Genomic DNA, 25168 nt, shown 5'->3' with positions numbered 1-25168 from the left:
CCGCAACATCACCACGCGCACGGTCCTCATCTGCGCGCCCGGCCGCCCGCCCACGCCCTGCCCACCCCGTCGCCCGCTGCCCCGTCCGCCGGGGCCTCCGGAGGCCCACCCGTCCGGTGCCGGGCGTCCCGTGCTCGTGCCGCCCGTCGCGGGGCGGAAACCCTCCGGTGGCCACGGCCTGCCGGAAGATGCCGGGCCCGGTGCGGCCGGCAGGAATCCGCCCGCGGCGCCCTGGTCCCGGTACGGCGACGGTGTGGATTCCGGCTCCGGCCCGGCCGGCCGCGGCGCGTCTCCGGCCCCGCGCCCGACCCGTGCGTCCGTGCCTCCGCCGCCGCCCGGGCCCCACGGCGCCGGCGTTCCCCTCTGGTCGCCGCAACCCGCCGGCGAGGGCGGGCCGTCCGGGACGGGGTTGTAGCCGCAGAGGGCTTCCTCGGCGGCGCCCGCGGCCAGGCCGGTGAGGATGGCGCGGCCGTCGTCGCAGATGAGGACCGTGCGCGTGGTGATGTTGCGGTGGGTCCAGCCGTGAGCGTGCAGGGCGCGTAAGGCGGTGAGGACGTCGGCGGCGACCTCGGCGGCGCGGTGGGGTGACAGGGGCCGCTCGGCGAGCAGCGCGGCGAGCGGACGGGCGGGCAGCAGCTCGCTGACGACCCACAGGCTGCCGCCCTCGGCGAAGACGTGGAAGACCTGGTCGAGCCGCGGGTGATCGGGGACCTGCGCGGCGGCCGCGGCAGCCGCCAGCGCGCGGTTCACCGCCGGATCGCCTCCGGCACCGGCCGCTCCGGGCGTACGGCCCCCGCCGCGGTCCGGTGAGCGCTCCGGTACGTGCCCTCCGCCCGGCGCACCGCCGAGCACCTCGGCGTCCACGACCTCCGGCAGCGGGATCTGCCGGACGAGGACCTCCTGCCCGCTGAGGGTGTCGAACGCACGGGTCTCGACGAGCTCGAAGACATCGGACGGCGGCAGCGGCAGGCGGTACCGGTCGGCCAGGATCCGCCCTGCGTAGTCGTCCACGACGCCTCCCCAAGCGCGCGATCCGCACCTCGCCCGAATGCCCGGGCAACCGCCAACAGCGGTCAATTTGCCGCCTATTGCAGCTGCGTACCGTCCACGACACCTCACGATACGTGCCGAACCCGCCCCTTCGGGCGCGTACGGCTCAGTACGTGGTGCGGGGGATCGACCGGGGCGTCGTCCATCGCGCCACACCCGTCAGCCTGGTCGGTTCCAGCCTCCCGGGACACCGGCACGGACACCGACACCGGCACCGGCACCGGACCGCCACGGGAACCGAAGAACCGAAGAACCGAGCCGGTCAGTCCTTCGGCGAGAAGGTCTTGAACGCCGCGTCCCGCAGCGCCCGGCAGTCGGCGTCGCCCCACTTGCCCTTCTCGCAGGTGATCATGATGGCGTAGCCGTGCTCGTCGTCCACCTTGAAGCCGCGGTTGAGGACCTGAACGCGCTTGCCGTTCTGGTCGCGCTCGAACGACCAGTCCGCGATGGTCGGGTAGTCGTGCCCTTCCCAGCCGCGGATCTCCTGGATGTTCAGCCCTTTGTAGTTCGGCATGCTCTGCCGCGCGCCGGACTCGGCTTCGCGCCATGCCTTCACCGCGTCGGACGTCGGCTCGGAGCTGAAGTCCACCTGGACGCGCGGGAAGCCGCCCGAAGCGCTGTAGATGGCGCCCGAGTGATCACCGGCGGTGCCGGTCTGCTTCCAGCCCTCCGGCAGGGCGATCTCGAAGTGGTATTCGTCGTTATCGATCCGCTTGAAGCCGGACGCCGACGTGGAGGCGGAACCGGACGTCGACGTGGAGGCAGTAACTGAGGTGGCCTTGAGGTCCTTGCCCCCGTCGCCCTGACCGCTGTCCCCCTTGGCCTGACCGCCGCCCTCCTTGCCCGACGGCGCTGCCGCCGAAGGCATGCGCCCGGTCGCGGACTTGCCTTCCTTGCCGCCCTCGTCGTCCCCGCCGCTCAGCGCGAAGGCGAGGACCGTGCCGAGCACGGCCAGCACGACGACGACCGCCGCGACGACCAGCGTCCGCCGCGGCACGGCCTCCAGCAGGGGCACCCGCCCGGCGCTGCCCTGCCGGGCGCCGAGCAGACTGCCACCACCGCTCGGCCGCCCGCCGGGGACGTCCCCGGTGAACTGCCGGGTGGTGGCCTTGGCGTCCGCCGCGTGCGGCGTGCCATGGACCGGGGCCGAGGCCGGGGGCACGACGGGCGGCAGCCCGTGTCCCTGCCGCGCGGGCGCCTGCCCGGCCTTGCCCGGGAGATCGCCCGCCCGCTTCACGGAGGGCTTGACCTGCGGCCGGGCGGGCACGGCCCGCTCCGGTATCGGCGGGACGGCGATGGCCTGCGTGGCGTCCAGGTCCGAGGCGACCGGCGCGGGCTTGGGCGGCAGGCGCTCGTCGGGGGCGTTGACGGCGTCCGTGAGGAGTGCGCGGGCACCCGCCTCGTCGAGCCGCTTCTCCGGGTCCTTGGCGAGCAGCCCGTACATGACCTCGGCCAGCGGGCCGGCGTTCTTCGGCGGGCCGAGCGGCTCGGTCATCACGGCGGTGAGAGTGGCTATGGCCGAGCCCTTGTCGTACGGCGGGACGCCTTCGACCGCCGCGTAGAGCAGGCCGCCCAGCGACCAGAGGTCCGCCGGCGGGCCGGGCTTGTGGCCGCGGGCGCGCTCGGGGGAGATGTACGAAGGGGCGCCGACGAGCATGCCGGTGGAGGTGACGGAGGGGTCGCCCTCGACCTGCGCGATACCGAAGTCGGTGAGGACGACGCGGCCGTCGTCCGAGATGAGCACGTTGGACGGCTTCACGTCGCGGTGCAGGATGCCCTGGCGGTGCGCCGCGCCCAGCACGTCGAGGACGGCGAGGCCGACCTCGGCCGCCCGACGCCACTTCAGGGGCCCGTCCTCGCGGATGACATCGGCGAGCGAGCGGCCCTCGATGAGCTCCATGACGATCCAGGGACGGTCGTCCTCGTGCACGACGTCGTAGACGGTGACCGCGCCCGCGCTGCGGATCCGGGCGATGGCCTTCGCCTCGCGCAGCGTGCGCGTGATGAGGCGTCGCTTCTCGTCCTCGTCAATGTTGGCCGGGAACCGCAGTTCCTTCACGGCGACCGTACGGCCCAGGGTCTCGTCACCGGCGCGCCAGACCGTGCCCATGCCGCCGCGGCCGAGGACGTCCCCGAGGCGGTACCGCCCGGCCAGGAGGCGCCCTGCCGTGCCCTGCGTCTGCTCCGCCTCCGACATGCGTCCCCTCTGGCAATCAGCTCTGCGACCAACCGACCCTGGCAGAGCCACCATTGTCTCTCATCCACGGACCGGTGGAAGGCCAGGGTCCGCGGGCCGGCGGACAATACGGGCGCACCGTCGCCCATCGCCCTCCGCGCGGCACCCGCCGGCCGTCGCCGCACCGACCCGGCCCACCTGCGCCGCGAGGGCCCGGCGGCGCCGGGCGCAACGGCGGCGCCGGGGGGCGCACGGGTCCGTTGCCCTTACAGGACCGGGTTTCGGACGGGACGGTTCCCGGCGCGTCGGAGCTGTCACAGGACATTCATCAGAGCTCACCGGACACATCTGCCCCAACGAGGGATCAAACGGGGCATCAAACGAGACATCAAACAGGGCATCAGAGGGGGCCCTCCGGCCGGAGAGCCGCCCGGCTCCACACCGGACCTGATCCGCCCGACGCCGGGTCAGCCCGGTTTCGGACCGACCTCGGACCCGGCCTCGGACCCGACCTCGGACCCGGCCTCGGACCGGCCTCAGATCGGCTGCACGTCCGGCGCCCCCAGCCGTGCCGCATCCGCCGTCAGGTCGTCGGGCTGCAGCTGCGATTCGCGCTCGGCCTCCACCCGCTTCTCGTAGCGCTCGACCTCCTTCTCCACCTGCGACCGGTCCCAGCCCAGCACCGGCGCCATCAGCTCGGCGGCCTCGCGGGCGCTGCGCGTGCCGCGGTCGAAGGTCTCGATCGAGATGCGGGTCCGGCGGGTGAGGACGTCGTCGAGGTGGCGGGCGCCCTCGTGCGAGGCGGCGTAGACGACCTCGGCCCGCAGGTAGTCGTCGGCGCCGGTGAGCGGGTCGCCGAGGGAGGGGTCGGCGGCGACGAGCTCGAGCACTTCGTCGACGAGCGAGCCGTAGCGGTTCAGCAGGTGTTCCACGCGCGCCACGTGCAGGCCGGTGCTCTGGGCGATCCGCGCGCGCCCGTTCCACAGCGCCTTGTAGCCCTCCGCGCCCACGAGCGGCACGTCCTCCGTGACGCACTCCGCCACGCGCCGGTCGAGCGCGTGTACCGCCTCGTCCACGGCGTCCTTGGCCATCACGCGGTAGGTGGTGTACTTCCCGCCCGCGACGACCACCAGCCCGGGCACGGGGTGCGCCACGGTGTGCTCGCGCGAGAGCTTGCTGGTCGCGTCCGACTCGCCGGCCAGCAGCGGACGCAGCCCCGCGTACACCCCCTGTACGTCGTCCCGCGTCAGGGGTACGGCCAGGACGGAGTTGACGTGCTCCAGCAGGTAGTCGATGTCCGCGCTCGACGCGGCGGGGTGGGCCTTGTCCAGGTCCCAGTCGGTGTCCGTCGTACCGATGATCCAGTGCCTGCCCCAGGGGATCACGAAGAGCACGCTCTTCTCGGTGCGCAGGATCAGCCCGGTGGTGGAGTGGATGCGGTCCTTGGGCACCACCAGGTGGATGCCCTTCGAGGCCCGCACGTGGAACTGGCCGCGCTCGGCGATGAGCTTCTGGGTGTCGTCCGTCCACACCCCCGTGGCATTGACGACCTGCCGGGCCCGGACCTCGAACTCGCCGCCCTGCTCCAGGTCGCGCACCGTGGCGCCGACCACCCGCTCGCCCTCGCGCAGGAAGCCGGTCACCCGTGCCCGGTTGGCGACGTGGGCGCCGTACGCAGCCGCCGTGCGCACGATGGTGGTGACGTAGCGGGCGTCGTCCATCTGGGCGTCGTAGTACTGCAGCGCGCCCACCAGCACGTCCTTCTTCAGGCAGGGGGCCACGCGCAGGGCCCGCTTGCGGCTGAGGTGGCGGTGGGTGGGCAGGCCGCGGCCGTGGCCCGAGGAGACCGACATCGCGTCGTAGAGCGCGACGCCCGAGCCGGCGTAGAGGCGCTCCCACCCGCGGTGCTGCAGCGGGTAGAGGAAGGGGACGGGCTTGACCAGGTGCGGGGCGAGCCGCTCCAGCAGCAGGCCGCGCTCCTTGAGGGCCTCTCTGACGAGGGCGAAGTCGAGCATCTCCAGGTAGCGCAGCCCGCCGTGGATGAGCTTGCTGGAGCGGCTGGAGGTGCCCGCGGCCCAGTCGCGCGCCTCGACGAGGCCGGTCGTGAGCCCCCGCGTGGCCGCGTCGAGCGCGGTGCCCGCGCCGACGACTCCGCCGCCGACGACCAGGACGTCCAGTTCCCGCTCCGCCATCCGGGCGAGTGCCGCCCCGCGCTCGTCCGGCCCGAGTGTCGCTGTCCTCACCGCTGCCTCCGTTTTCGGCTGCCGGTTGCTCCGCTGGTCCGTGCGTTCTCTGCGTTTACCTGCCCTGCCCTGCCCTGCGTTTCCCTGCCCTGCCCTGCGTTTCCCTGCCCCGCCCTGCGTTTCCCTGCCCTGCCCTACGTTTCCGTGCTCTTCCCTGCTCTTCCCTGCTCTTCCCCGCTCCTCCTCCGATGCTGCCCCAGATCGGCCGGTTTGGCCGCGCCGGTGGCGCAGGGGAGCGAGGCACGCCGCGTTGGTCCCGAATAACAGTCATATATCCGCTTAACCTGATGTAACTCGTTCGCGTGCCGAACCCCCCGGCTCCCCGGGAAGGACCGCCTCGTCATGCCCGCAGATCTCGCCGTCATCGGACTCGGCCACCTCGGACTCCCCCTCGCCCAGGCCGCGACCGCCGCCGGCATCGACACCATCGGCTACGACCCCGACCCGCACCTCGTCGGCGAGCTGCGCGCCGGCCGGCTCCCCCCGGAGTGCGCCGACGGCTCCCTCACCGCCGCCGAGGTCCGCCGGATGCTCGCGGCCGGCTTCCGCCCCACGACCGCCGACGCCGAGCTCGGCAAGGTGCGGACCGCCGTGATCTGCGCCCCCACCCGGCTCGGCGAGGACAGGGCCCTCGACCTCTCCGCCATCGGCGCCGCCGCGCGGGCGCTCGCGGTGCGGCTGCGTCCGCACACCACTGTTCTCCTGGAGTCCCCCGTCTACCCGGGCGCCACGGAGGAATACCTGCGCCCCTTGCTCGAATCCGGCTCCGGGCTGCGCGCCGGCCACGACTTCCACCTGGCCTACTCCCCCAGCCGGGTGGACCCGGGCAGCAAGCGCCACGGCTACGCGGGCATCCCCAAGGTCATCGGCGGCCTCACCCCGGCATGCACGGAAGCCGCCGCCGCCTTCTACGGACGGGTCTGCGAGAAGGTCGTCCGCGCGCGCGGGCCGCGCGAGGCGGAGGCCGTCCGCGTCCTGGAGACCAACTACCGGTACGTCAACATCGCGCTCGTCAACGAGATGGCCGTCTTCTGCCACGACATCGGCGTCGACCTGTGGGACGTCGTGCGCTGCGCCGAGACCAAGCCCTTCGGCTTCCAGGCCTTCCGCCCAGGCCCCGGGGTGGGCGGCCCCGGCGTGCCCATCGACCCCAACTACCTGTCCTACAAGGGCCGCAGCCTCGGCTATCCGCTGCGGATGGTGGAGGTCGCCCAGGAGGTCAACGGGCGCATGCCGCGCTACGTCACGCAGCGGTGCGCCACGCTCCTCAACGAACACGGCAAGTCGGCGCGCGGGGCCCGCGTCCTGCTGCTCGGGGTCAGCTACAAGCCCGACGTCTCCGACCAGCAGGGTTCACCTGCCCGCGAGATCGCCTCACGGCTGATGGAGCTGGGGGCGCAGCTCAGCTTCCACGATCCGCACGTGGCGCAGTGGCGGGTGATGGGGCGGCCGGTGCCGCGGGCCGACAGCGTGTACGAGGCGGCGGCCGCGGCCGACCTCACGGTGCTGCTGCAGCACCACCGCACGTACGACCTGCAGGGGCTCGCGGTGAAGGCGCAGCTGCTGCTGGACACGCGCGGGGCGGCTCCCGTCGGCGCGGGGCACCGGCTGTGAACGCGCGGGGCACCGCGCCGTAAAGGCGGCGCCCCGTAAAGGCGGCGCCCCGTAAAGGCGGCGCCCCGGTGCCCTGCTCTACAGCCTCCCCAGCCCCAGCGCCCGGTTCGGCGCGTCCAGGACCGTCCGCAGTGCCGCGAAGTCCTCCACGCAGCGCCCCGTGCCGACCGCCACGCAGTCCAGCGGGTCGTCGGCGATGATGACCGGGATGTCGAGCTCCTTGCTCAGCCGGACGTCCAGGCCGCGCAGCAGCGCGCCGCCGCCCGTGAGGACGATGCCGCGGTCCATGATGTCGCCGGAGAGCTCCGGCGGGGTCTCGTCCAGGGTCTGGCGGACCGCCATGACGATGGCGTCGACGGGTTCCGAGAGCGCGTGGCGGATCTCGTCGGCCGTCAGCTCGCGCGTCTTCGGCAGGCCGCTGACCTGGTCGCGACCGCGGATGGTGCAGCGCTCCGGCGGCTTGAGGCCCTGGGTCTCCTCGGGGTCGCCGCCGACCTGCTCCAGCCCGGTGTCCTTCTCCAGCTGCTTGGCGAGCGCGGCCAGCCCGGCCGCGGACCAGTAGCCGGTCGGCGCGGCGGAGCCGATGTTCATCTTGATCTCCTCCGCGGTGCGTTCGCCGATCGCGAGGGAGTACTCCTTCTTCACGTACGAGATGATCGCCGCGTCCATCGCGTCGCCCGCCGTGCGGACGGAGCGGGCGGTGACGATGCCGCCCAGGGAGATGACGGCGACCTCGGTCGTGCCGCCGCCGATGTCGACGACCATGCAGCCGGTCGGCTCGCTGACGGGCAGGCCCGCGCCGATCGCCGCGGCCATGGGCTCCTCGACGAGGTGCACCTGGCGGGCCCCGGCGCGCGAGGCGGCCTCGATGACGGCGCGCCGCTCGACGCCGGTGATGCCGGAGGGCACGCACACCACGACGCGCGGACGCGCGAAGAGGCGGTTGCCCATGACCTTCTTGATGAAGTGGCGCATCATGCGCTCGGCTATCTCGAAGTCGGCTATGACGCCGTCGCGCAGCGGGCGGACCGCGACGATGTTCGAGGGGGTGCGGCCGATCGTCTCCTTGGCCTCGGAGCCGACCGAGAGCACGCTGCCGTCGTCGGCGTTGACGGCGACGACTGACGGTTCGTTGAGCACCACTCCCTTCCCCCGCACGTACACCAGCGTGTTCGCCGTGCCGAGGTCGATCCCCATGTCCCTGCCGCTGAACGACTTGCTTTGCGCCATAAGTTGCCATTATTCCTTACGGTCGAACTTTTATACGGCGTTCACAGCCGTGTGCTCGCTGTGGGTAACAGACTGACGTCATAGCACGCTGATACCTTTTGGCCTTTACTTGGCCCTTACCGGCCCTACCTCAACACCGAGCACATTCGGGGGACATCGCCCATGAGCCAGCCCTGGCAGCAGCCGCAGCAGCCGCCCCAGCCGCCGCAGAACAACCCGTACGGCCAGCCGCCGCAGCAGCCCTACCCGCCGCAGCCGTACCCGCAGCAGCACCAGCCTCCGCAGCAGCCGCCCTACGGCTACGGGCAGCAGCCCCCGCCGCCGTACGGCCCTCCCGGCGGCTTCCCGCCGCCGCCCCCGCCGGTCCGCCGGGGCAACCCGGGCCTGGCCGTGGTGCTCGGCATCGTGGCCATGCTGGTCGGCGCCGCCGTCTACGGCGCGATCCTCAACGCCTCCGACGGCGGCCAGATCGGCTATCTCGCCGTCGGTACGGGCGCCCTCATCGGCGCCGCCCTGGGCAAGGTCGGCGGCCGCAACCCCGCCCTGCCGGTGGTCGGCGTGCTCCTCGGTCTGCTCGGCGTGTACCTGGGCCAGATCTTCGGCATCGCCCTGAAGATAAGCGACGTCTTCCACGTTTCGGTCGCCGAGATCTTCTTCGAGCACTTCGACTCGCTGTCCGAAGCCTGGCAGAACTACCTGGAGCCGATCGACGCGCTCTTCTTCATACTCGGCGGCGCGGGCGCCTTCCAGACCGCCCGCAAGCTGGGCGGCTGACGGCCGCGGGCCGCACGGCACGACGCCGAAGGGCCCGGACCGCCGTTGCGGTCCGGGCCCTTCGGGCTGTCGGCTGCGCTACCGCGCTGCCGTGCTGCGTCAGCGCTTGTCGTGCTGCGACGGCGCGACCGTCACCTCGACCCGCTGGAACTCCTTGAGGTCGCTGTAGCCCGTGGTGGCCATGGCGCGGCGCAGGGCGCCGAACATGTTCATCGAGCCGTCCGGGGTGTGCGAGGGACCGGTGAGGATCTCCTCGGTGGAGCCGACCGTGCCCAGGTTCATGCGCTTGCCGCGCGGCACGTCCTCGTGGACGGCCTCCATGCCCCAGTGGAAGCCCCGGCCCGGCGCGTCGGTGGCGCGGGCGAGCGGGGAGCCCATCATCACGGCGTCGGCACCGCAGGCGATGGCCTTGGGCAGGTCGCCGGACCAGCCCACGCCGCCGTCGGCGATGACGTGCACGTAGCGGCCGCCGGACTCGTCCATGTAGTCCCGGCGGGCGGCGGCCACGTCGGCGACGGCGGTCGCCATCGGGACCTGGATGCCCAGGACGTTGCGGGTGGTGTGCGCGGCGCCGCCGCCGAAGCCCACGAGGACGCCGGCCGCGCCGGTGCGCATCAGGTGCAGGGCGGCGGTGTACGTGGCGCAGCCGCCGACGATGACCGGCACGTCGAGCTCGTAGATGAACTGCTTGAGGTTCAGCGGCTCGGCGGCGCCGGAGACGTGCTCGGCGGAGACGGTGGTGCCGCGGATCACGAAGATGTCCACGCCGGCGTCGACGACGGCCTTGGAGAACTGCGCGGTGCGCTGCGGGGAGAGCGCGGCGGCGGTCACGACACCGGAGTCGCGGACCTCCTTGATGCGCTGCCCGATCAGCTCCTCCTTGATCGGAGCGGCGTAGATCTCCTGCAGACGCTTGGTCGCGGCGGTCTCGTCCAGCTCGGCGATCTCCGCGAGCAGCGGCTCCGGGTCCTCGTAGCGGGTCCACAGGCCCTCGAGGTTGAGGACGCCCAGGCCGCCCAGCTCGCCGATGCGGATGGCGGTCTCGGGCGAGACGACCGAGTCCATGGGGGCGGCCAGGAACGGCAGCTCGAAGCGGTAGGCGTCGATCTGCCAGGCGATCGAGACCTCCTTCGGGTCGCGGGTACGGCGACTCGGGACGACGGCGATGTCGTCGAATGCGTACGCCCGGCGGCCGCGCTTGCCGCGCCCGATCTCGATCTCAGTCACGTGTGTGGCCTTTCCTTCTACGTCCTGCCGCATCCAGTATCCCCGACGCGGCGGAGCCCGCGGCCTGAGCGGTCGCGGGCTCCCCAGAATTCTTGAAACGCGTACTACTACCGGCGGGAGTAGTTCGGCGCCTCCACCGTCATCTGGATGTCGTGCGGGTGGCTCTCCTTCAGGCCCGCCGACGTGATGCGCACGAAGGTGCCCTTGTCCTTGAGCTCCTGGATGTTGGCGGAGCCGACGTAGCCCATGGAGGCGCGCAGGCCGCCGATGAGCTGGTGGGCCACCGAGCCCAGCGGGCCGCGGTAGGGGACCTGGCCCTCGATGCCCTCGGGGACGAGCTTGTCCTCGGAGAGGACGTTGTCCTGGAAGTAGCGGTCCTTGGAGAAGGAGCGGGCCTGGCCGCGCGACTGCATGGCGCCCAGCGAGCCCATGCCCCGGTAGGACTTGAACTGCTTGCCGTTGATGAAGACCATCTCGCCCGGCGACTCCTCGCAGCCCGCGAGCAGCGAGCCGAGCATCACCGCGTCGGCACCGGCGGCGATCGCCTTGGCGATGTCGCCCGAGTACTGCAGGCCGCCGTCGCCGATCATCGGGACGCCCGCGGCGTGGCACGCCTGCGCGGCCTCGTAGATCGCGGTGACCTGCGGGACGCCGATGCCGGCGACGACGCGGGTGGTGCAGATCGAGCCCGGGCCGACGCCGACCTTGACGCCGTCGACACCGGCGTCGATGAGCGCCTGGGCGCCGTCGCGGGTGGCGACGTTGCCGCCGACGACGTCGACGCTGATGTTGGACTTCACCTTGGCGATCATGTCGAGGATGCCGCGGCTGTGGCCGTGGGCACTGTCGACGACCAGGAAGTCGGCACCGGCCTCGACGAGGGCCTGGGCGCGCTCGTAGGCCTCGTCGCCCACGCCCACCGCGGCACCGACGATCAGGCGGCCCTCGGCGTCCTTGGCGGCGTTCGGGTACTGCTCGGCCTTGACGAAGTCCTTGACCGTGATCAGGCCCTTGAGCACGCCGGAGTCGTCGACCAGCGGCAGCTTCTCGATCTTGTGGCGGCGGAGCAGCTCGATGGCGTCCTCGCCGGAGATCCCGACCTTGCCCGTGACCAGCGGCATCGGCGTCATGACCTCGCGCACCTGGCGGCTGCGGTCGAGCTCGAAGGCCATGTCGCGGTTGGTGACGATGCCGAGGAGCTTGCCGGCCGGGTCGGTGACGGGCACGCCGCTGATGCGGAAGCGCGCGCAGAGCGCGTCCGCGTCGGCGAGGGTGGCGTCCGGGCGGACCGTGATCGGGTCGGTCACCATGCCGGACTCGGAGCGCTTGACCAGGTCGACCTGGTTGGCCTGGTCCTCGATGGAGAGATTGCGGTGCAGGACGCCCACGCCGCCCTGGCGGGCCATGGCGATGGCCATGCGCGCCTCGGTGACCTTGTCCATCGCCGCCGACATCAGCGGGATGTTCACCCGGACGTTGCGCGAGACCCGGGAGGAGGTGTCGACGGCGTTCGGCAGGACCTCCGAAGCGCCCGGCAGCAGCAGGACGTCGTCGTAAGTCAGACCGAGCATCGCGAATTTCCCGGGCATTCCGTCGACGTTGTCAGTCATGACACCTTCCCAAATGGTCTTGCCCCAGCGCGGACTCCCATGCTAACGGCCGCCACACGTGTCCCATTCCACGACGGCTGAGGATCGCGTCACTTGGAGATTCCTACGAGGACGGAGATTTGCGGCTGCTGCCCGGCCGCGCGCCACGGCTACTGCTCGGCCAGCGCGCGCAGCCTGCTGAGCGCCCGGTGCTGCGCGACCCGCACCGCACCCGGCGACATGCCCAGCATCTGCCCCGTCTCCTCGGCGGTCATGCCGATGGCGACGCGCAGCAGGACCAGCTCGCGCTGGTTCTCCGGAAGATTCGCGAGGAGCTTCTTGGCCCACTCCGCATCGCTGCTGAGCAGGGCCCGCTCCTCCGGCCCGAGCGAATCGTCCGGCTGCTCGGGCATCTCGTCGGACGGGACGGCCGTGCTGCCGGGGTGGCGCATGGCGGCCCGCTGGAGATCGGCGACCTTGTGCGCGGCGATGGCCACGACGAAGGCCTCGAAGGGGCGCCCGGTGTCGCGGTAGCGGGGCAGGGCGCAGAGCACGGCGAGGCAGACCTCCTGCGCGAGGTCGTCCACGAAGTGGCGGGCATCACCCGGCAGCCGTGACAGGCGGGTGCGGCAGTAGCGCAGTGCGAGAGGGTGCACGAGGGCCAGCAGGTCGTGGGTGGCCCGCCGGTCACCCTCGACGGCGCGGGCTACGAGGGCGCCGATCTCTCCCGGGGCGGCCGCCGCCGGGGACCCCTTCGTATCGTCTTCGCGCATCGGTCCATGGTGCCTTGAAGCCGGACTTTCCGTGGCACCGAGCCCGTGGCCCTGTGCGCGGTCCCGCCCGTGGTCCCGTCCGTAGTCCTGTACCGATGCGTTGTGAGCGGGTGCGCCGGCAGTCATTTCCCGCGCCCTCCCATCACGCCCGACCGAGCCGTCCCCGAGGAACTCCATACTCCAAGGATGCGGCAGCGCGCGGGAAACGTGCAGCGGGACGGGCAGCCCCGGCACCCCGCCCCGCCCGCTCGGGGACGGGCGGGGTACGTCGCTCCCCCGCTGCGCTGCACGTCAGGCGCCTAGCGGACCAGGCCCCAGCGGAATCCGAGCGCCACGGCGTGCGCCCGGTCCGATGCGCCCAACTTCTTGAACAGACGCCTGGCGTGGGTCTTGACGGTGTCCTCCGAGAGGAAGAGCTCGCGGCCGATCTCCGCATTGGAGCGGCCGTGGCTCATGCCCTCGAGCACCTGGATCTCGCGCGCGGTGAGGGTGGGTGCGGCGCCCATCTCGGCCGAGCGCAGCCGGCGCGGGGCGAGCCGCCAGGTCGGGTCGGCGAGGGCCTGCGTCACGGTGGCCCGCAGCTCGGCGCGCGAGGCGTCCTTGTGCAGATAGCCGCGCGCTCCGGCGGCGACCGCGAGCGCGACACCGTCGAGGTCCTCGGCGACGGTGAGCATGATGATGCGGGCCCCGGGGTCCGCGGACAGCAGCCGGCGCACGGTCTCGACTCCTCCGAGACCGGGCATGCGTACGTCCATCAGAATCAGGTCCGAACGATCGGCTCCCCAGCGGCGGAGGACTTCCTCGCCGTTGGCTGCCGTCGTCACACGCTCGACGCCGGGCACGGTCGCCACCGCGCGGCGGAGCGCCTCACGGGCAAGCGGGGAATCGTCGCAGACGAGGACGGATGTCATGGCCGTCCTCCGCAGCTGATGCGCGTCACCTTGAGCCTCCAGGCTGGTACTGATCGTCACCTGTGCGATCGACGGCTCTGACGCCGGGTCGGACACCTGCCCGACTGCTTCATCCGTCAACCGCCTCCGCCCTCTCAACGACGGTCACCCGAAAGAGTTACGGGGTCGGTCGAGCACGTTCGGCACTCTACGTGAGGGCGCGGACACGGAGCAGGGCGCATTGGGGGCGCCCGGCACGCCACCCCTGTCACACCCCCGCCCCACCCGTGTCACAGCCGGGATATGCCCCATTTGCCCATGCGGAGCAGTTTTTCTTCCCATTTGCTGGCGTCTATGGCTAGATTCGCAATCAGTCATATTTACATCCACCCGGCAGACCGTTCGCTTCGAGGGGATAGCAATGGCAGATTTCTCCCGGCTTCCCGGTCCCAATGCCGACCTGTGGGACTGGCAGCTCCTGGCCGCCTGCCGCGGGGTCGACAGCTCGCTGTTCTTCCACCCCGAGGGTGAGCGCGGCGCCGCCCGCAGCGCGCGGGAGACCTCGGCGAAAGAGGTGTGCATGCGCTGCCCGGTGCGCGCCGAATGCGCGGCGCACGCGCTGGCCGTACGGGAGCCCTACGGCGTGTGGGGCGGCCTCACCGAGGACGAGCGCGAGGAGCTGATGGGCCGCGCGCGACACAGAGCCATCGCCGCGGCCGGCTCATAAGCGACCCGAGCCGCGGCCCGCCCGCAAGCCCGCGCCGGGGCGCCGCCCCCACGGCCCGCAGACCTGACCCCGGGAGCCCGCCCCGCCCGGAGCCCGGGAGCCGCCCCGCCCGGCCTGCGGGCGGCACGCCTCTGCGCCCGGCGCGGTCGCCCGGTGCCCGGGCCCCCCTCAGCGCCCGGCCGTCCCCGCCAGCTTGTCCAGCATCGCGTCCACCGCCGGCACCCGCGCGAGGTCCGGCAGGGTCAGGGCGACGATCTCGCGGTGCACCGCGGGCTCCACCGGAACCACCTGCGCGCCCTTGGGGCGGACGGACTCCAGCGCCAGCTCCGGCATCACCGCGACGCCCAGCCCCGCGCCGACCAGGCCGAACACCGCCGGGTAGTCGTCGGTCGCGAAGTCGATGCGGGGGGTGAAGCCGGCGTTCTCGCAGATCTCCACCAGGTGCCGCCGGCAGCGCGGGCAACCCGCGATCCACGGCTCCTCGGCCAGGTCGGTGATGCCGATGCGCTCCGCCCCGGCCAGCCGGTGCCCCTCCGGGACCACGCCGATCAGCCGGTCGGTCAGCAGCGGGCGGACGACGAGGTCCTCCCACTCCGCGCCGGCGGCCGGGTCCGACCCCCGGACGTCCGGGTAGCGGAAGGCCAGGGCGATCTCGCACTCGCCGTCGCGCAGCATCTCCACCGAGCGCGGAGGCTCCGCCTCCACCAGGGAGATCTCGGTACCCGGATGCGCCGCCCGCATCTGCGCGAGCGCGCCGGGCACCAGCGTCGAGCTGCCGCTGGGGAAGGACACGAGCCGCACCCGGCCCGCCCGCAGCCCGGCGATGGCCGCGATCTCCTCCTCGGCTGCGGTCAGCCCCGCCAGGATCCCGGAGGCGTGCCGGACGAGCGCCGTACCGGCCTGGGTGAGACGCATCTCGCGGCCCGTGCGCACCAGCAGGGGCGTGCCCGTGGACTGCTCCAGCGCCTTCATCTGCTGGCTGACGGCGGGCTGGGTGCAGCCCAGCTCGCGAGCCGCCGCGGAGAACGAACCGGTGAGGGCCACCGCGCGCAGCACCCTCAGATGACGAGCCTCGATCATGCTGTGAGCATAAGGCAACCTTGGGGGAGGCGCGACTTACCCCCTGGTCACTTTGAGTTGCAGCGAGTAATCTCGGCCCATGCACCTACTCTCCGTAAATGTGGGCCGCGCCGCTACGGCGGACCTCCCGGGCGCGCCCGGCTTCGAGGCCGGCATGGCCACCGGGATCGACAAGCGCCCCGTCGAGGGGCCGGTCGCCGTGGCCGCCCCGGGCCCCAGGGGCATAGGCGGCAGCGGCCTCGCGGGCGACGAGATCGTGACCCTGCGCCACCACGGCGGGAACGACCAGGCGGTGTACGCGTTCGCGCGCGAGGACCTCGACCGCTGGGAGCAGGAGCTCGGCCGCCCCCTGCCCAACGGCTCCTTCGGTGAGAACCTCACCACCAGCGGCCTCGACGTCAACGGCGCGCTGATAGGCGAGCGCTGGCGCATCGGTGCGGATCTGGTGCTCGAAGTGAGCGCTGCCCGCATCCCCTGCCGCACGTTCGCCACATGGCTCGGCGAGGCGGGCTGGATCAAGCGGTTCACCCAGGAGGCAGCCCCCGGCGCCTACCTTCGGGTGATAGAGCCGGGCGAGATCCGCGCGGGCGACCCCGTCACCGTCGTCCACCGCCCCGCCCACCACGTCACGGTCTCCTTCCTCTTCCGCGCCGGCACCGTCGAGCGGGCCCTCCTCCCCGACGTTCTGGCAGCCGGGGACGCCCTTCCTGCTCTTACGCGCGAGAAGGCGCTGGCCTATCAGGCGAGCCTCTGAGGCGCCGGAAGCGGATCGGAGGGAGGGGCGAAAGGGCGCCGCTGCGCCCCTGATCCGGTGTCCGGAGCGCCTCGCCGGCCGCCCGGTGACCGTCAATCAGGGGCCGACCCGCCGTCAAAACGCCGTAGCGCTTCCGCGCGCGCCGTCCCCGGGCTCTACGGTGCCGGTATGACGACTGTATTGATCACTGGGGCGACGGCCGGGATCGGCGCCGCGTTCGCGCGCCGCCTGGCGGGCGACGGACACGACCTCGTCCTCGTGGCCCGCGACGAGGAGCGGCTCGGCCGCCACGCGACCGAGCTGCACGACCGGCACGGCGTGGAGGTGGAGGTCCTCCGCGCGGACCTCGCCGAGGAGGAGGGCATCGAAGCGGTCGAGGCGCGCCTGCGCGACCGCGAGCGCCCGGTGCACCTGCTGGTCAACAACGCCGGGTTCGGCAACAAGGGCGGCTATCTGGAGGTGTCCCTCGCCGACGAGCTCAAGATGCTCAGGGTGCACTGCGAGGCGGTGCTGCGGCTGACGTCCGCGGCGGCCGAGGGGATGCGGGAGCGCAAGCGCGGTGCGGTGATCAACGTGGCGTCGGTGGCCGCGTTCGTTCCGCGCGGCACGTACGGCGCGAGCAAGTCCTGGGTCGTGCAGTTCACCCAGGGCGCCGCGCGCGACCTCGCCGGGAGCGGGGTGCGGCTGATGGCGCTGTGCCCCGGTTTCGTGCGGACGGAGTTCCACCAGCGCGCCGGCATGGGCACGGACAACGTGCCCGGCTGGCTCTGGCTGGACGCCGACAAGGTGGTGACTGCCGCGCTGCGGGACCTGTCCCAGGGCAAGACGCTGTCGGTGCCCGACCCGCGGTACAAGGCCATGACGGGACTGATGAAGCTGGCGCCGCGCAGGGTGGTGTCGCGGGCGTCTTCGACGACGGGCCGCAAGTACGGGCCGAAGTAGCGCCCACGGCGAAGGAGGGCGTACGGCGAAGTAGGGCGTACGGCGAAGGAGCGCATACCGAAGCAGCGCGTACGCGCCGGTAGAGCGCGCGCTTCGGCAGAGCGCGGCATCTCGCCCTCCCGGGTGATCCTTCCAGGACTAACCTGGATATATCACCCGGGAGGCGTCATGACATTCGCGCAGATCATCGACTACAGGACGCGCCGGTACGACGACGTGAACCGGCTCATGGACGAGTGGGTCGCCCGCACCGAGGGCAAGCGGACGGCGACGCACTCGCTCGTCGGCAAGGACCGCGCGCGGGACGACCACTACGTGGAGATCGTGGAGTTCCCCTCCTACGAGGAGGCGATGCGCAACTCCGCGCTCCCCGAGACGGACCGGATCTTCGCCGAGATGGTCGCGCTCTGTGACGAGGCGCCGAGCTTCACCGACCTCGACGTGGTCCGCGACGAACAGCTGAGCCTGAACAAGGCCACGGCCCGCCGCTTCTTCGAGGAGGTGGCGTGCGACGGCAACCTCGACCTGATAGACGAGCTCTTCATCGAAGACCACCGCGACCACGACATGGGCAAGGACGAGCTCGAAACGGTCGGCCGGGACGTCATCCGCTCCGACGTCGAGGGCTGGCGGGAGGCGTTCGACTTCTCCTTCACCCTCCACTCCCAGCTCGCCGACGGCGACGAGGTCGCCACGCGCTGGACCTGGCGGGGCACGCACCAGGGCGACTTCATGGGCCACCAGCCCACCGGGCAGGAAGTGGTCATGACGGGGACCACCACCTTCCGCTTCGAGGGCGGGAAGATCGCCGAGGGCTGGTGGCACTTCGACCTGCCGCGGCTGATGCGGCAGCTGGAGTCGGGGCCGGTGTGAACACCCGCCCGTGACCCCGTGAACGGCCGGAGCCCGGCACCCACCAGGGGTGCCGGGCTCCGGACTGCGGCCGCGAAGCGGCGCGGGGTCAGTGCGAGTGACCGTGGCCGTGACCGGCCTCGGCCTCGTCCTCTTCCTTCTTCTCGACGACCAGGGTCTCGGTCGTGAGCAGCAGGGAGGCGATGGAGGCGGCGTTCTCCAGGGCGGAGCGGGTGACCTTGACCGGGTCGATGACGCCGGCCTTCACCAGGTCGCCGTACTCGCCGGTCGCGGCGTTGAAGCCCTGGCCCTTGTCGAGCTCGGCGACCTTGGAGGTGATGACGTAGCCCTCGAGGCCGGCGTTCTCGGCGATCCAGCGCAGCGGCTCGACGGCGGCGCGGCGGACCACGGCGACACCGGTGGCCTCGTCGCCCTCCTTGCCCAGGTTGCCCTCGAGCACCTTGACGGCGTGGACGAGCGCGGAGCCACCACCGGAGACGATGCCCTCCTCGACCGCGGCGCGGGTCGCGGAGATGGCGTCCTCCAGACGGTGCTTCTTCTCCTTGAGCTCGACCTCGGTGGCCGCACCCACGCGGATGACGCAGACGCCACCGGCGAGCTTGGCGAGGCGCTCCTGGAGCTTCTCGCGGTCCCAGTCGGAGTCCGTGGCCTCGATCTCGGCCTTGATCTGGGCGACGCGGCCCTGGACGTCCTCGGCGTTGCCGCCACCGTCGACGATCGTGGTGTCGTCCTTGGTGATGGTCACGCGGCGGGCGGAGCCCAGCACGTCGAGGCCGACCTGGTCGAGCTTGAGGCCGACCTCCTCGGCGACGACGGTGCCGCCGGTCAGGGTGGCCATGTCGCCCAGCATCGCCTTGCGGCGGTCACCGAAGCCCGGGGCCTTGACGGCCACGGCGTTGAAGGTGCCGCGGATCTTGTTGACGACGAGGGTGGAGAGGGCCTCGCCCTCGACGTCCTCGGCGATGATCAGCAGCGGCTTGGAGGAGCCACCCTGGATGATCTTCTCGAGCAGGGGCAGCAGGTCCTGGATCGAGGAGATCTTGCCCTGGTGGATGAGGATGTACGGGTCCTCGAGGACGGCCTCCATGCGCTCCTGGTCGGTGACCATGTAGGGCGACAGGTAACCCTTGTCGAAGGCCATGCCCTCGGTGAAGTCCAGCTCCAGGCCGAAGGTGTTGGACTCCTCGACGGTGATGACACCGTCCTTGCCGACCTTGTCCATCGCCTCGGCGATGAGCTCGCCGACCTGCTTGTCCTGGGCGGACAGGGCGGCGACGGCGGCGATGTCGGCCTTGTCGTCGATCGGGCGGGCGGTCGCCAGCAGCTCGTCGGAGACGGCCTTGACCGCGGCGTCGATGCCCTTCTTCAGGGCGGCCGGGGAGGCGCCGGCGGCGACGTTGCGCAGACCCTCGCGGACCAGCGCCTGGGCCAGGACGGTCGCGGTGGTGGTGCCGTCACCCGCGATGTCGTTGGTCTTGGTCGCCACCTCCTTGACGAGCTGGGCGCCCAGGTTCTCGTACGGGTCCTCGATCTCGACCTCGCGGGCGATGGTGACGCCGTCGTTGGTGATGGTCGGGGCGCCGAACTTCTTGTCGATGACGACGTTGCGGCCCTTGGGGCCGATCGTCACCTTGACCGTGTCGGCCAGCTTGTTGACACCGCGCTCGAGGGCGCGACGGGCGTCCTCGTCGAACTTCAGGATCTTCGCCATGGTTGCTTCAAGTCCTCTCAAACGAACTGCGCCCCGGCGCCCGGTTGTCCGGACGGTTGTCGCGGAAACGGGGGACCAGGGGCGCAGATCACATCAAACGGGGTGAATTACTTCTCGATGATCGCGAGCACGTCGCGAGCCGAGAGGACGAGGTACTCGTCGCCGTTGTACTTCACCTCGGTGCCGCCGTACTTGCTGTAGAGCACGACGTCGCCGACGTTCACGTCGAGCGGAAGACGCTGACCGTCCTCGAAGCGGCCCGGGCCCACGGCCAGGACGACGCCCTCCTGGGGCTTCTCCTTGGCGGTGTCCGGAATGACCAGGCCAGAGGCCGTGGTCTGCTCGGCGTCGAGCGGCTGGACCACGATGCGGTCCTCGAGCGGCTTGATGGCAACCTTGGAGCTGGCGGTCGTCACGATCCGACCTCCCCCTTCGGAGATTCACGGGGTTATCTGTCTGAGGTGGCGACCAGGAGGATCCGTCGTCGCGGGTGCCGGATTCTGCCCGTCGCTGTGTTTGGCACTCCCGGGTGGAGAGTGCCAACGGAGCCGAGACTATGACGCGGTTAGCACTCGGTCAAGCGGAGTGCCAATTCGCCGTGCGGCGCGCCTGCGGTTCACCCGTGCGGGTAGGGCCTCCGGCGCCGGGCGGCACGCGGATCCTCCCGCCCTTCCCGCGAGGATCTTCCTGCGCTTCCCGCCAGCCGCTACCCGCGCACGGCTATACGTAATCCTCAAGACGCGCCACGGTGAACCCCTGTCGCTCGATGCTGCGCAGCATGTTGGCGACCATCTTCGTCATGGAGGTGCCCTTGAGCTCCGAGGGACCGCGGAAGTGGGCCAGGACGATGTCGCCCGGGCGCAGCTTGTCCCCCTGCGCGTAGCGCATGTCGTTGATCTGCATCGTCGCCTCCCACAGCAGCAGCGCCTTCACCCCGCAGCCGCCCGCCGCGGCGAGCGTGGCGTCGTTGTAGTTGCCGTAAGGAGGACGGAACAGGGGCGGCTTGGCGCCGTACCGCTTCTCCAGCACCTCCTGCTGGCCGCAGACCTCGCGGCGCTGCGCGTCGGCGGAGAGGGTGCGGAGGTTCGGGTGGGAGAGGGTGTGGTTGTGGATGCCGTTGCGGTTCCCCTCGCCCCGCAGCTGCTCGAAGTAGCCGTAGCCGCCGCCGGCCCGGGCGATGTCGTCGGTGAGGAACATCGTGAAGGGCAGCTTCAGGTCCTTGGCCATCTTCACGAACTCCGGGTCCTTCTCCGCCCCGTCGTCGATGGTCACGAAGACGACCTTGTCGCTGGTCGGCACGCGCCGGATCACCTTGGGCGCGGCGCCCGGCTTCATCCCGTCGGTCAGCTTGGCGGCCGGCGGCGCCGGGGGCGCGGCGAGGGGCTTGTCGAGGCCCCAGCGGCGGTAGGCGGCGGCGTCGGGGACGGCGGCGGACGAAGCCGGGGGCGACGCCGCGGTGTCCGTACGCGGAGCGGGGGACGCCGACGCGGCCCCCTTGCCGCCACCGGAGGAGCCGGAGCAGCCGCTGAGGAGCAGCGCCGCCAGCAGGAGCGAGGTGACGGCGGTCGCGCGGGCGGATACCGGGCGGACGGATACCGGGCGACGGGGTGCCGGGCGGGCGGATATCGGGCCGGATAGAGGGGAGCTCACACCTCCGATTGTTGTGCATGCGTTCGATCACGGCAGAAGGGGCGGCCTGTCGGAGAGCGGGGCCGGAGGGCTGGGCGAGAATGACCGGGTGCCAGCGCAGAACGAACCGAACGAACCGAACGTACCGAGCGAGCCCTCGCCCGTCGCCGCCTTCCGGTCCCTCCTCACGGAAGAGGGCCGGAGCCTGCTCGCCGGGCTGCGCGACCACGACCCCGCCCGGGAGCTGGCCACGGCGACCCGGCTGCGCCGCGACCACCCCGCGGAGCTCGTCTCGGCGGCGCTCGGCATGGCACGGCTGCGGCAGCGGGCGGTGGCGAAGTTCGGGGCGGAGGACGCGTACCGGATGTTCTTCACGCCGAACGGCGTGGAGCAGTCGACGCGCCGCTCCGTGGCGGACTACCGCGCTGCCCGCTTCGCCGCGCTCGGCATCCGCTCCGTGGCCGACCTGTGCTGCGGCATCGGCGGCGACGCGATCGCGCTGGCACGGCTGGGCATCCGCGTCCTCGCCGTCGACCGCGACCCGCTGACCTGCGAGGCCGCCCGCGCGAACGCCGAAGCTCTGGGCCTTTCCGACCTCATCGAGGTGCGCTGCGCGGACGTCGCCGACGTGGACACCTCGGGCTACGACGCGGTCTTCGTCGACCCGGCGCGGCGGGGCGGCCGCGGCCGCATCTTCGACCCGGAGGCGTACTCCCCGCCGCTGTCCTGGGCGATCGAGGCGGCCCGCAGGGCCCCGCACGCAGCCCTCAAGATCGCCCCCGGGGTGCCGCACGAGGCGATCCCGGACGACGCGGAAGCCGAGTGGATCTCGGACGGGGGCGACGTGAAGGAGGCCGTGCTGTGGTTCGGCACGGCGCCGGGCGCGCGGCGGGCGACCCTGCTGCCGGGCGGGCACTCGCTGGTGGGCGCCGGGCTGCCCGACCCGGCGGTACGGCCGGTCGGGCGCTATCTGTACGAGCCGGACGGCGCGGTGATCCGCGCGCACCTGGTGGCGGACGTGGCGGCCGCGCTGGGCGACGGCGGGCTGATCGACGAGACGATCGCGTACGTCACGAGCGACGAGCTGCGGGCGACGGACTACGCATCGGCGTACGAGATCACGGACGTGCTGCCGTTCAACCTGAAGAAGCTCAAGGCCGTGGTGCGGGAGCGCGGGATCGGTGTCGCCGTCATCAAGAAGCGCGGCTCGGCGGTGGAGCCGGAAGACCTCCGCAAGAAGCTGAAGCTCGCCGGACCGCACTCCTGCGTGATCGTGCTGACCCGCGCGGCGGGCGCGCCGGTGATGCTGCTGGGGCGGGAGGTCCGCGCGTAAGCGGTCCGCCTCGGGCAATTCCTCCTACGCTCACCCCATGACCGAGAACGAGATCAAACTCAAGGCCATCGCCGCGCTCACGGCCCTGCGCGGCGGCGTGGGGACGGACTACGTCTCGTCCCTCCTCGGCGAGGTGATCCCGGACGAGTTCATGGTGCCGGTCGGCGCGGAGGCCAGGGAGGTCGGGCTCGCAGTGCTCAACCAGCTCTCCGCGCCCATGAGCGCGCTCATCAGCGGGTTGATGCTGGCCTTCGAGGCGGTCGCGGACGCCTACGACGGGACGACGCCCGAGGCGCCGACGGAGGAGATCCTGCAGACCCTGGCACTCGAACTCGCCCGCGACCCCGACTGACTGCGCCTCGCGTCGACAGCCGATCGTATTTCCCGCCAAACGCGGGTTGCGGCCGGCTGATCGGCGCTAGCGTGCGTCGCGGCTGGCAGGTGGCGACGGGGGGGCTGGGCGGATGCTGGACGAAACACTGACGGCGACGGCCGCGGCGGGCGGCACGGCGGTCGTGCGGTCGGCGGGCACGGACGCGTGGACCGGGCTGCGGCAACGGATCGCCCAGTGGTTCGCCCGCGGCGACGACACGCGCGAGCGCACCGCACTCGAACGACTCGACCGCACGTCGGGCGCGCTGGAGGCCGTGGCCCGGACCGGGGAGACGGAACGGGTACGGGACCGCCAGGAAGCCGTCTGGCAGGACCGCTTCGAGACACTGCTGGAAGGGCTCGACGCGGAACAGCGGGAGAGCGCGGCGGCGGAACTGCGCGCGCTCGTCGAGGAGTACGGGGTGCCTTCGCAGGCGGCGGGGCAGGTGTCCGGGAACGGCTTTCGTGGACCGACGGTGTTGGAGGACCGCTCCGGGGAGCGGTGAGAGCGGCCCCCGGGTCAGTGGGTGTAGTCCTTCAGCTTCTCGGTGGCCAGGGTGATGCCGACGGGGTCGGGGAGCTTGACGGTGTCGCCGTACGGGTGCGAAACCCGGCTCAGGTACTTGCCGTTCCGCGGATCGCTGTAGACGGTGACCATGCATGCGTCGCGGTCGATGAGGAGGTAGACCGGGATGTCCGCTGCGGCGTAGCCGTCACGCTTATCCTTCCGGTCGCGGAGGTCGGTGTCGCTGTCTCGCGAAGTCACCTCGGTCGTCATCAGCACACCCTCGGGACTGGCCCACTCGCCTTGCCCGACAAAGTGGTCCTCGGGCACCAGGGAGCCATTCCATGCGGCCCGCCGTCGCCAGCGCCTCGTACGCCTCCGAGCGGGGCGGCTTTCCTGCCGGTAACGACTGCCGTCGCGGTTGCGGACGAGGCTGCGGACGCGACCTCGGTACGTTCCCCGCCTGAAAGTCCGCCCACCAGGCGTCGTCCCTCGCGGTGCGCGAGAAGTACGTCCGCGTCACCCAGTGCGTGCTGCCGCCGTCACCCTTGATCCGCTCCGTCACCCGGCGGAGGTGGCCTTCCAGCGACAGGCGGCGCAGCGCCGTGCGGCAGGCCGCCTGGCCGTAGAGGGGCAGGTGCGCCGCAAGCGTTTTCGCATCCATGGCCGCGCCTTCGGGCAGACGGTCGATGAATGCGGCGATCGACGCCTCGCGGGGCGGGAGGTGCGCGAAGTCCTTGGCGGTGCGGCGTGCCTGGTCGGGAGCGGTTCGCTTGCCGTAGCCGGGCTTGGCCTGGGGGTGGACCTGTACGGGGAGCGCGGCGGCGCTAGAGTTGGCCTCAGCCATGGGATCGAGTCTCTTTCGATCTTGATGGTCAAGCCCCGGTTCGGTGTTGGCGCACCAGCCGGGGCTGATTTCTTGCTGCGAACGCTAGAGGGCCGTGACGGTTCGTCGCAACCCAGTCGCCGTACGTTAACTCGTGTGGTATGCGGGGCGGTTGGCGCTCGCGCGCCGTGTGCACCTTCGTGCGTAGGGAGGGTGGGTGGGTTATCACCCACTCCATTCCACAGAAAGAGCGCTCGGGTTCCGACCCCCGAAGCCCGGAGCGCAGGCCGATCCCAGCAAAGCCGCCAGGTCAACGGCGGTTGAGCGCTCACGGGAAGATCAACGGTACCCTCGCCGTGCGTACCGCGATGAATACTCGCGAGGCGAACGACGGAACATGACCCTTGGTGGCGTGAACGAGGAAATTCCACCGGTCGGGGCGTACGTCATCGACACCCGCACCAATTGCGTCGGCCAAGTCATCAAATACACGGGGGATTTGGCCCACCTCCACCCGCCCTGCAGCGGCGCCGGGTGGGATTGCCCGGTCGCCGACCTCCAGGCGACCACCCTCCGTGCCTACCTCCGGGCGCGGGTCACCGAGGTCAATCGTCGGCGGAGGCTGGTGTGAGCACCGCCGCGCCGGAGGAACCGTCCGGTTCCGGTCACACCCCGGACGACCTCCGCGCGGCGGTCGCCGCGGCAGAGTCACCCGCCGCGGCCCACGCCGCGATCGCGGAGCTCGGGCGGGGCGCGGTGGACGCCGAGGCTCCGGACGGCCCGTAGGACGGCGGGCGACTGCCGGGTCGGCAGGGGCCAACGTCAAGACAGGCTGGCAGCGGGGGAGGGG

24 protein-coding genes are annotated in these 25168 nt (G+C 71.8%); 11 read left to right on the top strand and 13 right to left on the bottom strand.

Annotated elements, in window-relative coordinates; genetic code table 11:
• From ACSNOG_RS22675 to ACSNOG_RS22665, 3 genes are all read right to left on the bottom strand, one after another.
• A partial coding sequence (locus tag ACSNOG_RS22675; protein WP_436754531.1) for a protein kinase occupies positions 1-1011 on the bottom strand: 1011 nt, incomplete at its 3' end.
• A gap of 301 nt (positions 1012-1312) precedes the next feature.
• Complete coding sequence (locus ACSNOG_RS22670; protein WP_436754530.1) at positions 1313-3247, bottom strand: protein kinase domain-containing protein; 1935 nt, start codon at positions 3245-3247, stop codon at positions 1313-1315.
• Between the two features lie 515 nt (positions 3248-3762).
• The gene (locus tag ACSNOG_RS22665; RefSeq protein ID WP_436754529.1) at positions 3763-5469 is read right to left on the bottom strand and encodes a glycerol-3-phosphate dehydrogenase/oxidase; all 1707 of its coding nucleotides are present in this window, start codon (positions 5467-5469) and stop codon (positions 3763-3765) included.
• Positions 5470-5811: 342 nt separating this feature from the next.
• Here ACSNOG_RS22665 and ACSNOG_RS22660 point away from each other — a divergent pair, with 342 nt between their 5' ends.
• Positions 5812-7083, top strand: coding sequence for a nucleotide sugar dehydrogenase (locus ACSNOG_RS22660; RefSeq protein ID WP_436754528.1), 1272 nt, complete (start codon positions 5812-5814; stop codon positions 7081-7083).
• 78 nt (positions 7084-7161) lie between these two features.
• Here ACSNOG_RS22660 and ACSNOG_RS22655 read toward each other — a convergent pair whose 3' ends face one another.
• Positions 7162-8313, bottom strand: coding sequence for a rod shape-determining protein (locus ACSNOG_RS22655; protein WP_436754527.1), 1152 nt, complete (start codon positions 8311-8313; stop codon positions 7162-7164).
• A gap of 162 nt (positions 8314-8475) precedes the next feature.
• On the opposite strand from ACSNOG_RS22655, the gene ACSNOG_RS22650 reads away from it, so the two are divergent.
• On the top strand, positions 8476-9087 hold the full coding sequence (locus tag ACSNOG_RS22650; protein ID WP_436754526.1) for a hypothetical protein: 612 nt from the start codon (positions 8476-8478) through the stop codon (positions 9085-9087).
• 99 nt (positions 9088-9186) lie between these two features.
• Here the strand turns inward: ACSNOG_RS22650 and ACSNOG_RS22645 are convergent, their stop codons facing one another.
• The 4 genes from ACSNOG_RS22645 to ACSNOG_RS22630 form a co-directional block, all read right to left on the bottom strand.
• Complete coding sequence (locus ACSNOG_RS22645; RefSeq protein ID WP_030368342.1) at positions 9187-10314, bottom strand: GuaB3 family IMP dehydrogenase-related protein; 1128 nt, start codon at positions 10312-10314, stop codon at positions 9187-9189.
• Positions 10315-10421: 107 nt separating this feature from the next.
• The gene (gene guaB, locus ACSNOG_RS22640) at positions 10422-11924 is read right to left on the bottom strand and encodes an IMP dehydrogenase (RefSeq protein WP_058046780.1); all 1503 of its coding nucleotides are present in this window, start codon (positions 11922-11924) and stop codon (positions 10422-10424) included.
• A gap of 149 nt (positions 11925-12073) precedes the next feature.
• A complete protein-coding gene (locus ACSNOG_RS22635) occupies positions 12074-12676 on the bottom strand; it encodes a sigma-70 family RNA polymerase sigma factor (protein WP_436754525.1) in 603 nt (200 codons plus the stop codon).
• Positions 12677-12975: 299 nt separating this feature from the next.
• Positions 12976-13587 carry a response regulator transcription factor gene (locus ACSNOG_RS22630; RefSeq protein ID WP_003948568.1) on the bottom strand — a complete coding sequence of 204 codons (612 nt, stop codon included), beginning with the start codon at positions 13585-13587 and terminating at the stop codon, positions 12976-12978.
• 400 nt (positions 13588-13987) lie between these two features.
• On the opposite strand from ACSNOG_RS22630, the gene ACSNOG_RS22625 reads away from it, so the two are divergent.
• Positions 13988-14293, top strand: coding sequence for a WhiB family transcriptional regulator (locus ACSNOG_RS22625; RefSeq protein ID WP_030368345.1), 306 nt, complete (start codon positions 13988-13990; stop codon positions 14291-14293).
• A gap of 168 nt (positions 14294-14461) precedes the next feature.
• Here ACSNOG_RS22625 and ACSNOG_RS22620 read toward each other — a convergent pair whose 3' ends face one another.
• On the bottom strand, positions 14462-15373 hold the full coding sequence (locus tag ACSNOG_RS22620) for a LysR family transcriptional regulator (protein WP_436754524.1): 912 nt from the start codon (positions 15371-15373) through the stop codon (positions 14462-14464).
• A 79-nt stretch (positions 15374-15452) separates the two neighbouring features.
• On the opposite strand from ACSNOG_RS22620, the gene ACSNOG_RS22615 reads away from it, so the two are divergent.
• The 3 genes from ACSNOG_RS22615 (at position 15453) to ACSNOG_RS22605 (ending at position 17942) form a co-directional block, all read left to right on the top strand.
• Positions 15453-16127 carry an MOSC domain-containing protein gene (locus ACSNOG_RS22615; RefSeq protein ID WP_436754523.1) on the top strand — a complete coding sequence of 225 codons (675 nt, stop codon included), beginning with the start codon at positions 15453-15455 and terminating at the stop codon, positions 16125-16127.
• 168 nt (positions 16128-16295) lie between these two features.
• Positions 16296-17069 carry an SDR family NAD(P)-dependent oxidoreductase gene (locus tag ACSNOG_RS22610; protein WP_436754522.1) on the top strand — a complete coding sequence of 258 codons (774 nt, stop codon included), beginning with the start codon at positions 16296-16298 and terminating at the stop codon, positions 17067-17069.
• Positions 17070-17237: 168 nt separating this feature from the next.
• The gene (locus ACSNOG_RS22605) at positions 17238-17942 is read left to right on the top strand and encodes an ester cyclase (protein ID WP_436754521.1); all 705 of its coding nucleotides are present in this window, start codon (positions 17238-17240) and stop codon (positions 17940-17942) included.
• 88 nt (positions 17943-18030) lie between these two features.
• Here the strand turns inward: ACSNOG_RS22605 and groL are convergent, their stop codons facing one another.
• The 3 genes from groL to ACSNOG_RS22590 all read right to left on the bottom strand — a co-directional run bounded on the left by groL (position 18031) and on the right by ACSNOG_RS22590 (position 21201).
• A complete protein-coding gene (groL, locus tag ACSNOG_RS22600; protein WP_436754520.1) occupies positions 18031-19653 on the bottom strand; it encodes a chaperonin GroEL in 1623 nt (540 codons plus the stop codon).
• A 107-nt stretch (positions 19654-19760) separates the two neighbouring features.
• On the bottom strand, positions 19761-20069 hold the full coding sequence (gene groES, locus ACSNOG_RS22595) for a co-chaperone GroES (RefSeq protein ID WP_106681245.1): 309 nt from the start codon (positions 20067-20069) through the stop codon (positions 19761-19763).
• Positions 20070-20373: 304 nt separating this feature from the next.
• The gene (locus tag ACSNOG_RS22590; RefSeq protein WP_436754532.1) at positions 20374-21201 is read right to left on the bottom strand and encodes a polysaccharide deacetylase family protein; all 828 of its coding nucleotides are present in this window, start codon (positions 21199-21201) and stop codon (positions 20374-20376) included.
• Positions 21202-21391: 190 nt separating this feature from the next.
• Between ACSNOG_RS22590 and ACSNOG_RS22585 the strand changes: the two genes are divergently transcribed.
• The 3 genes from ACSNOG_RS22585 (at position 21392) to ACSNOG_RS22575 (ending at position 23493) form a co-directional block, all read left to right on the top strand.
• On the top strand, positions 21392-22615 hold the full coding sequence (locus ACSNOG_RS22585) for a THUMP-like domain-containing protein (protein WP_436754519.1): 1224 nt from the start codon (positions 21392-21394) through the stop codon (positions 22613-22615).
• 37 nt (positions 22616-22652) lie between these two features.
• Positions 22653-22967, top strand: a complete 315-nt coding sequence (locus ACSNOG_RS22580; RefSeq protein ID WP_436754518.1) for a hypothetical protein — start codon at positions 22653-22655, stop codon at positions 22965-22967.
• A 112-nt stretch (positions 22968-23079) separates the two neighbouring features.
• Complete coding sequence (locus ACSNOG_RS22575) at positions 23080-23493, top strand: hypothetical protein (RefSeq protein ID WP_436754517.1); 414 nt, start codon at positions 23080-23082, stop codon at positions 23491-23493.
• Between the two features lie 14 nt (positions 23494-23507).
• On the opposite strand, the gene ACSNOG_RS22570 is transcribed toward ACSNOG_RS22575, so the two are convergent.
• Entirely contained in the window at positions 23508-23822 is a 315-nt protein-coding gene (locus ACSNOG_RS22570) for a Uma2 family endonuclease (RefSeq protein WP_436754516.1), read from the bottom strand.
• A 908-nt stretch (positions 23823-24730) separates the two neighbouring features.
• On the opposite strand from ACSNOG_RS22570, the gene ACSNOG_RS22565 reads away from it, so the two are divergent.
• Complete coding sequence (locus ACSNOG_RS22565) at positions 24731-24949, top strand: hypothetical protein (RefSeq protein WP_436754515.1); 219 nt, start codon at positions 24731-24733, stop codon at positions 24947-24949.
• Positions 24946-25104, top strand: coding sequence for a hypothetical protein (locus tag ACSNOG_RS22560; protein ID WP_436754514.1), 159 nt, complete (start codon positions 24946-24948; stop codon positions 25102-25104). Before ACSNOG_RS22565 ends, ACSNOG_RS22560 begins: the two co-directional genes overlap by 4 nt.
• Positions 25105-25168: the final 64 nt, after the last annotated feature.

Source organism: Streptomyces sp. URMC 124, assembly GCF_051386455.1.
In the GTDB taxonomy this organism is placed as follows: domain Bacteria; phylum Actinomycetota; class Actinomycetes; order Streptomycetales; family Streptomycetaceae; genus Streptomyces.
The sequence above is the reverse complement of the archived record's forward strand: the minus strand, read 5'-3'. Positions and strand labels throughout refer to the sequence as shown.

Excerpts from the sequence above, each read along its gene's own strand:
- ACSNOG_RS22605 (WP_436754521.1), top strand. The coding sequence starts at position 17,238 with ATGACATTCGCGCAGATCATCGACTACAGGACGCGCCGGTACGACGAC.
- ACSNOG_RS22655 (WP_436754527.1), bottom strand. The coding sequence starts at position 8,313 with ATGGCGCAAAGCAAGTCGTTCAGCGGCAGGGACATGGGGATCGACCTC.
- ACSNOG_RS22650 (WP_436754526.1), top strand. The coding sequence starts at position 8,476 with ATGAGCCAGCCCTGGCAGCAGCCGCAGCAGCCGCCCCAGCCGCCGCAG.
- groL (WP_436754520.1), bottom strand. The coding sequence starts at position 19,653 with ATGGCGAAGATCCTGAAGTTCGACGAGGACGCCCGTCGCGCCCTCGAG.
- ACSNOG_RS22620 (WP_436754524.1), bottom strand. The coding sequence starts at position 15,373 with ATGATCGAGGCTCGTCATCTGAGGGTGCTGCGCGCGGTGGCCCTCACC.
- ACSNOG_RS22630 (WP_003948568.1), bottom strand. The coding sequence starts at position 13,587 with ATGACATCCGTCCTCGTCTGCGACGATTCCCCGCTTGCCCGTGAGGCG.
- ACSNOG_RS22660 (WP_436754528.1), top strand. The coding sequence starts at position 5,812 with ATGCCCGCAGATCTCGCCGTCATCGGACTCGGCCACCTCGGACTCCCC.
- ACSNOG_RS22580 (WP_436754518.1), top strand. The coding sequence starts at position 22,653 with ATGACCGAGAACGAGATCAAACTCAAGGCCATCGCCGCGCTCACGGCC.
- ACSNOG_RS22575 (WP_436754517.1), top strand. The coding sequence starts at position 23,080 with ATGCTGGACGAAACACTGACGGCGACGGCCGCGGCGGGCGGCACGGCG.
- ACSNOG_RS22610 (WP_436754522.1), top strand. The coding sequence starts at position 16,296 with ATGACGACTGTATTGATCACTGGGGCGACGGCCGGGATCGGCGCCGCG.
- ACSNOG_RS22625 (WP_030368345.1), top strand. The coding sequence starts at position 13,988 with ATGGCAGATTTCTCCCGGCTTCCCGGTCCCAATGCCGACCTGTGGGAC.
- ACSNOG_RS22635 (WP_436754525.1), bottom strand. The coding sequence starts at position 12,676 with ATGCGCGAAGACGATACGAAGGGGTCCCCGGCGGCGGCCGCCCCGGGA.
- ACSNOG_RS22615 (WP_436754523.1), top strand. The coding sequence starts at position 15,453 with ATGCACCTACTCTCCGTAAATGTGGGCCGCGCCGCTACGGCGGACCTC.
- ACSNOG_RS22670 (WP_436754530.1), bottom strand. The coding sequence starts at position 3,247 with ATGTCGGAGGCGGAGCAGACGCAGGGCACGGCAGGGCGCCTCCTGGCC.
- guaB (WP_058046780.1), bottom strand. The coding sequence starts at position 11,924 with ATGACTGACAACGTCGACGGAATGCCCGGGAAATTCGCGATGCTCGGT.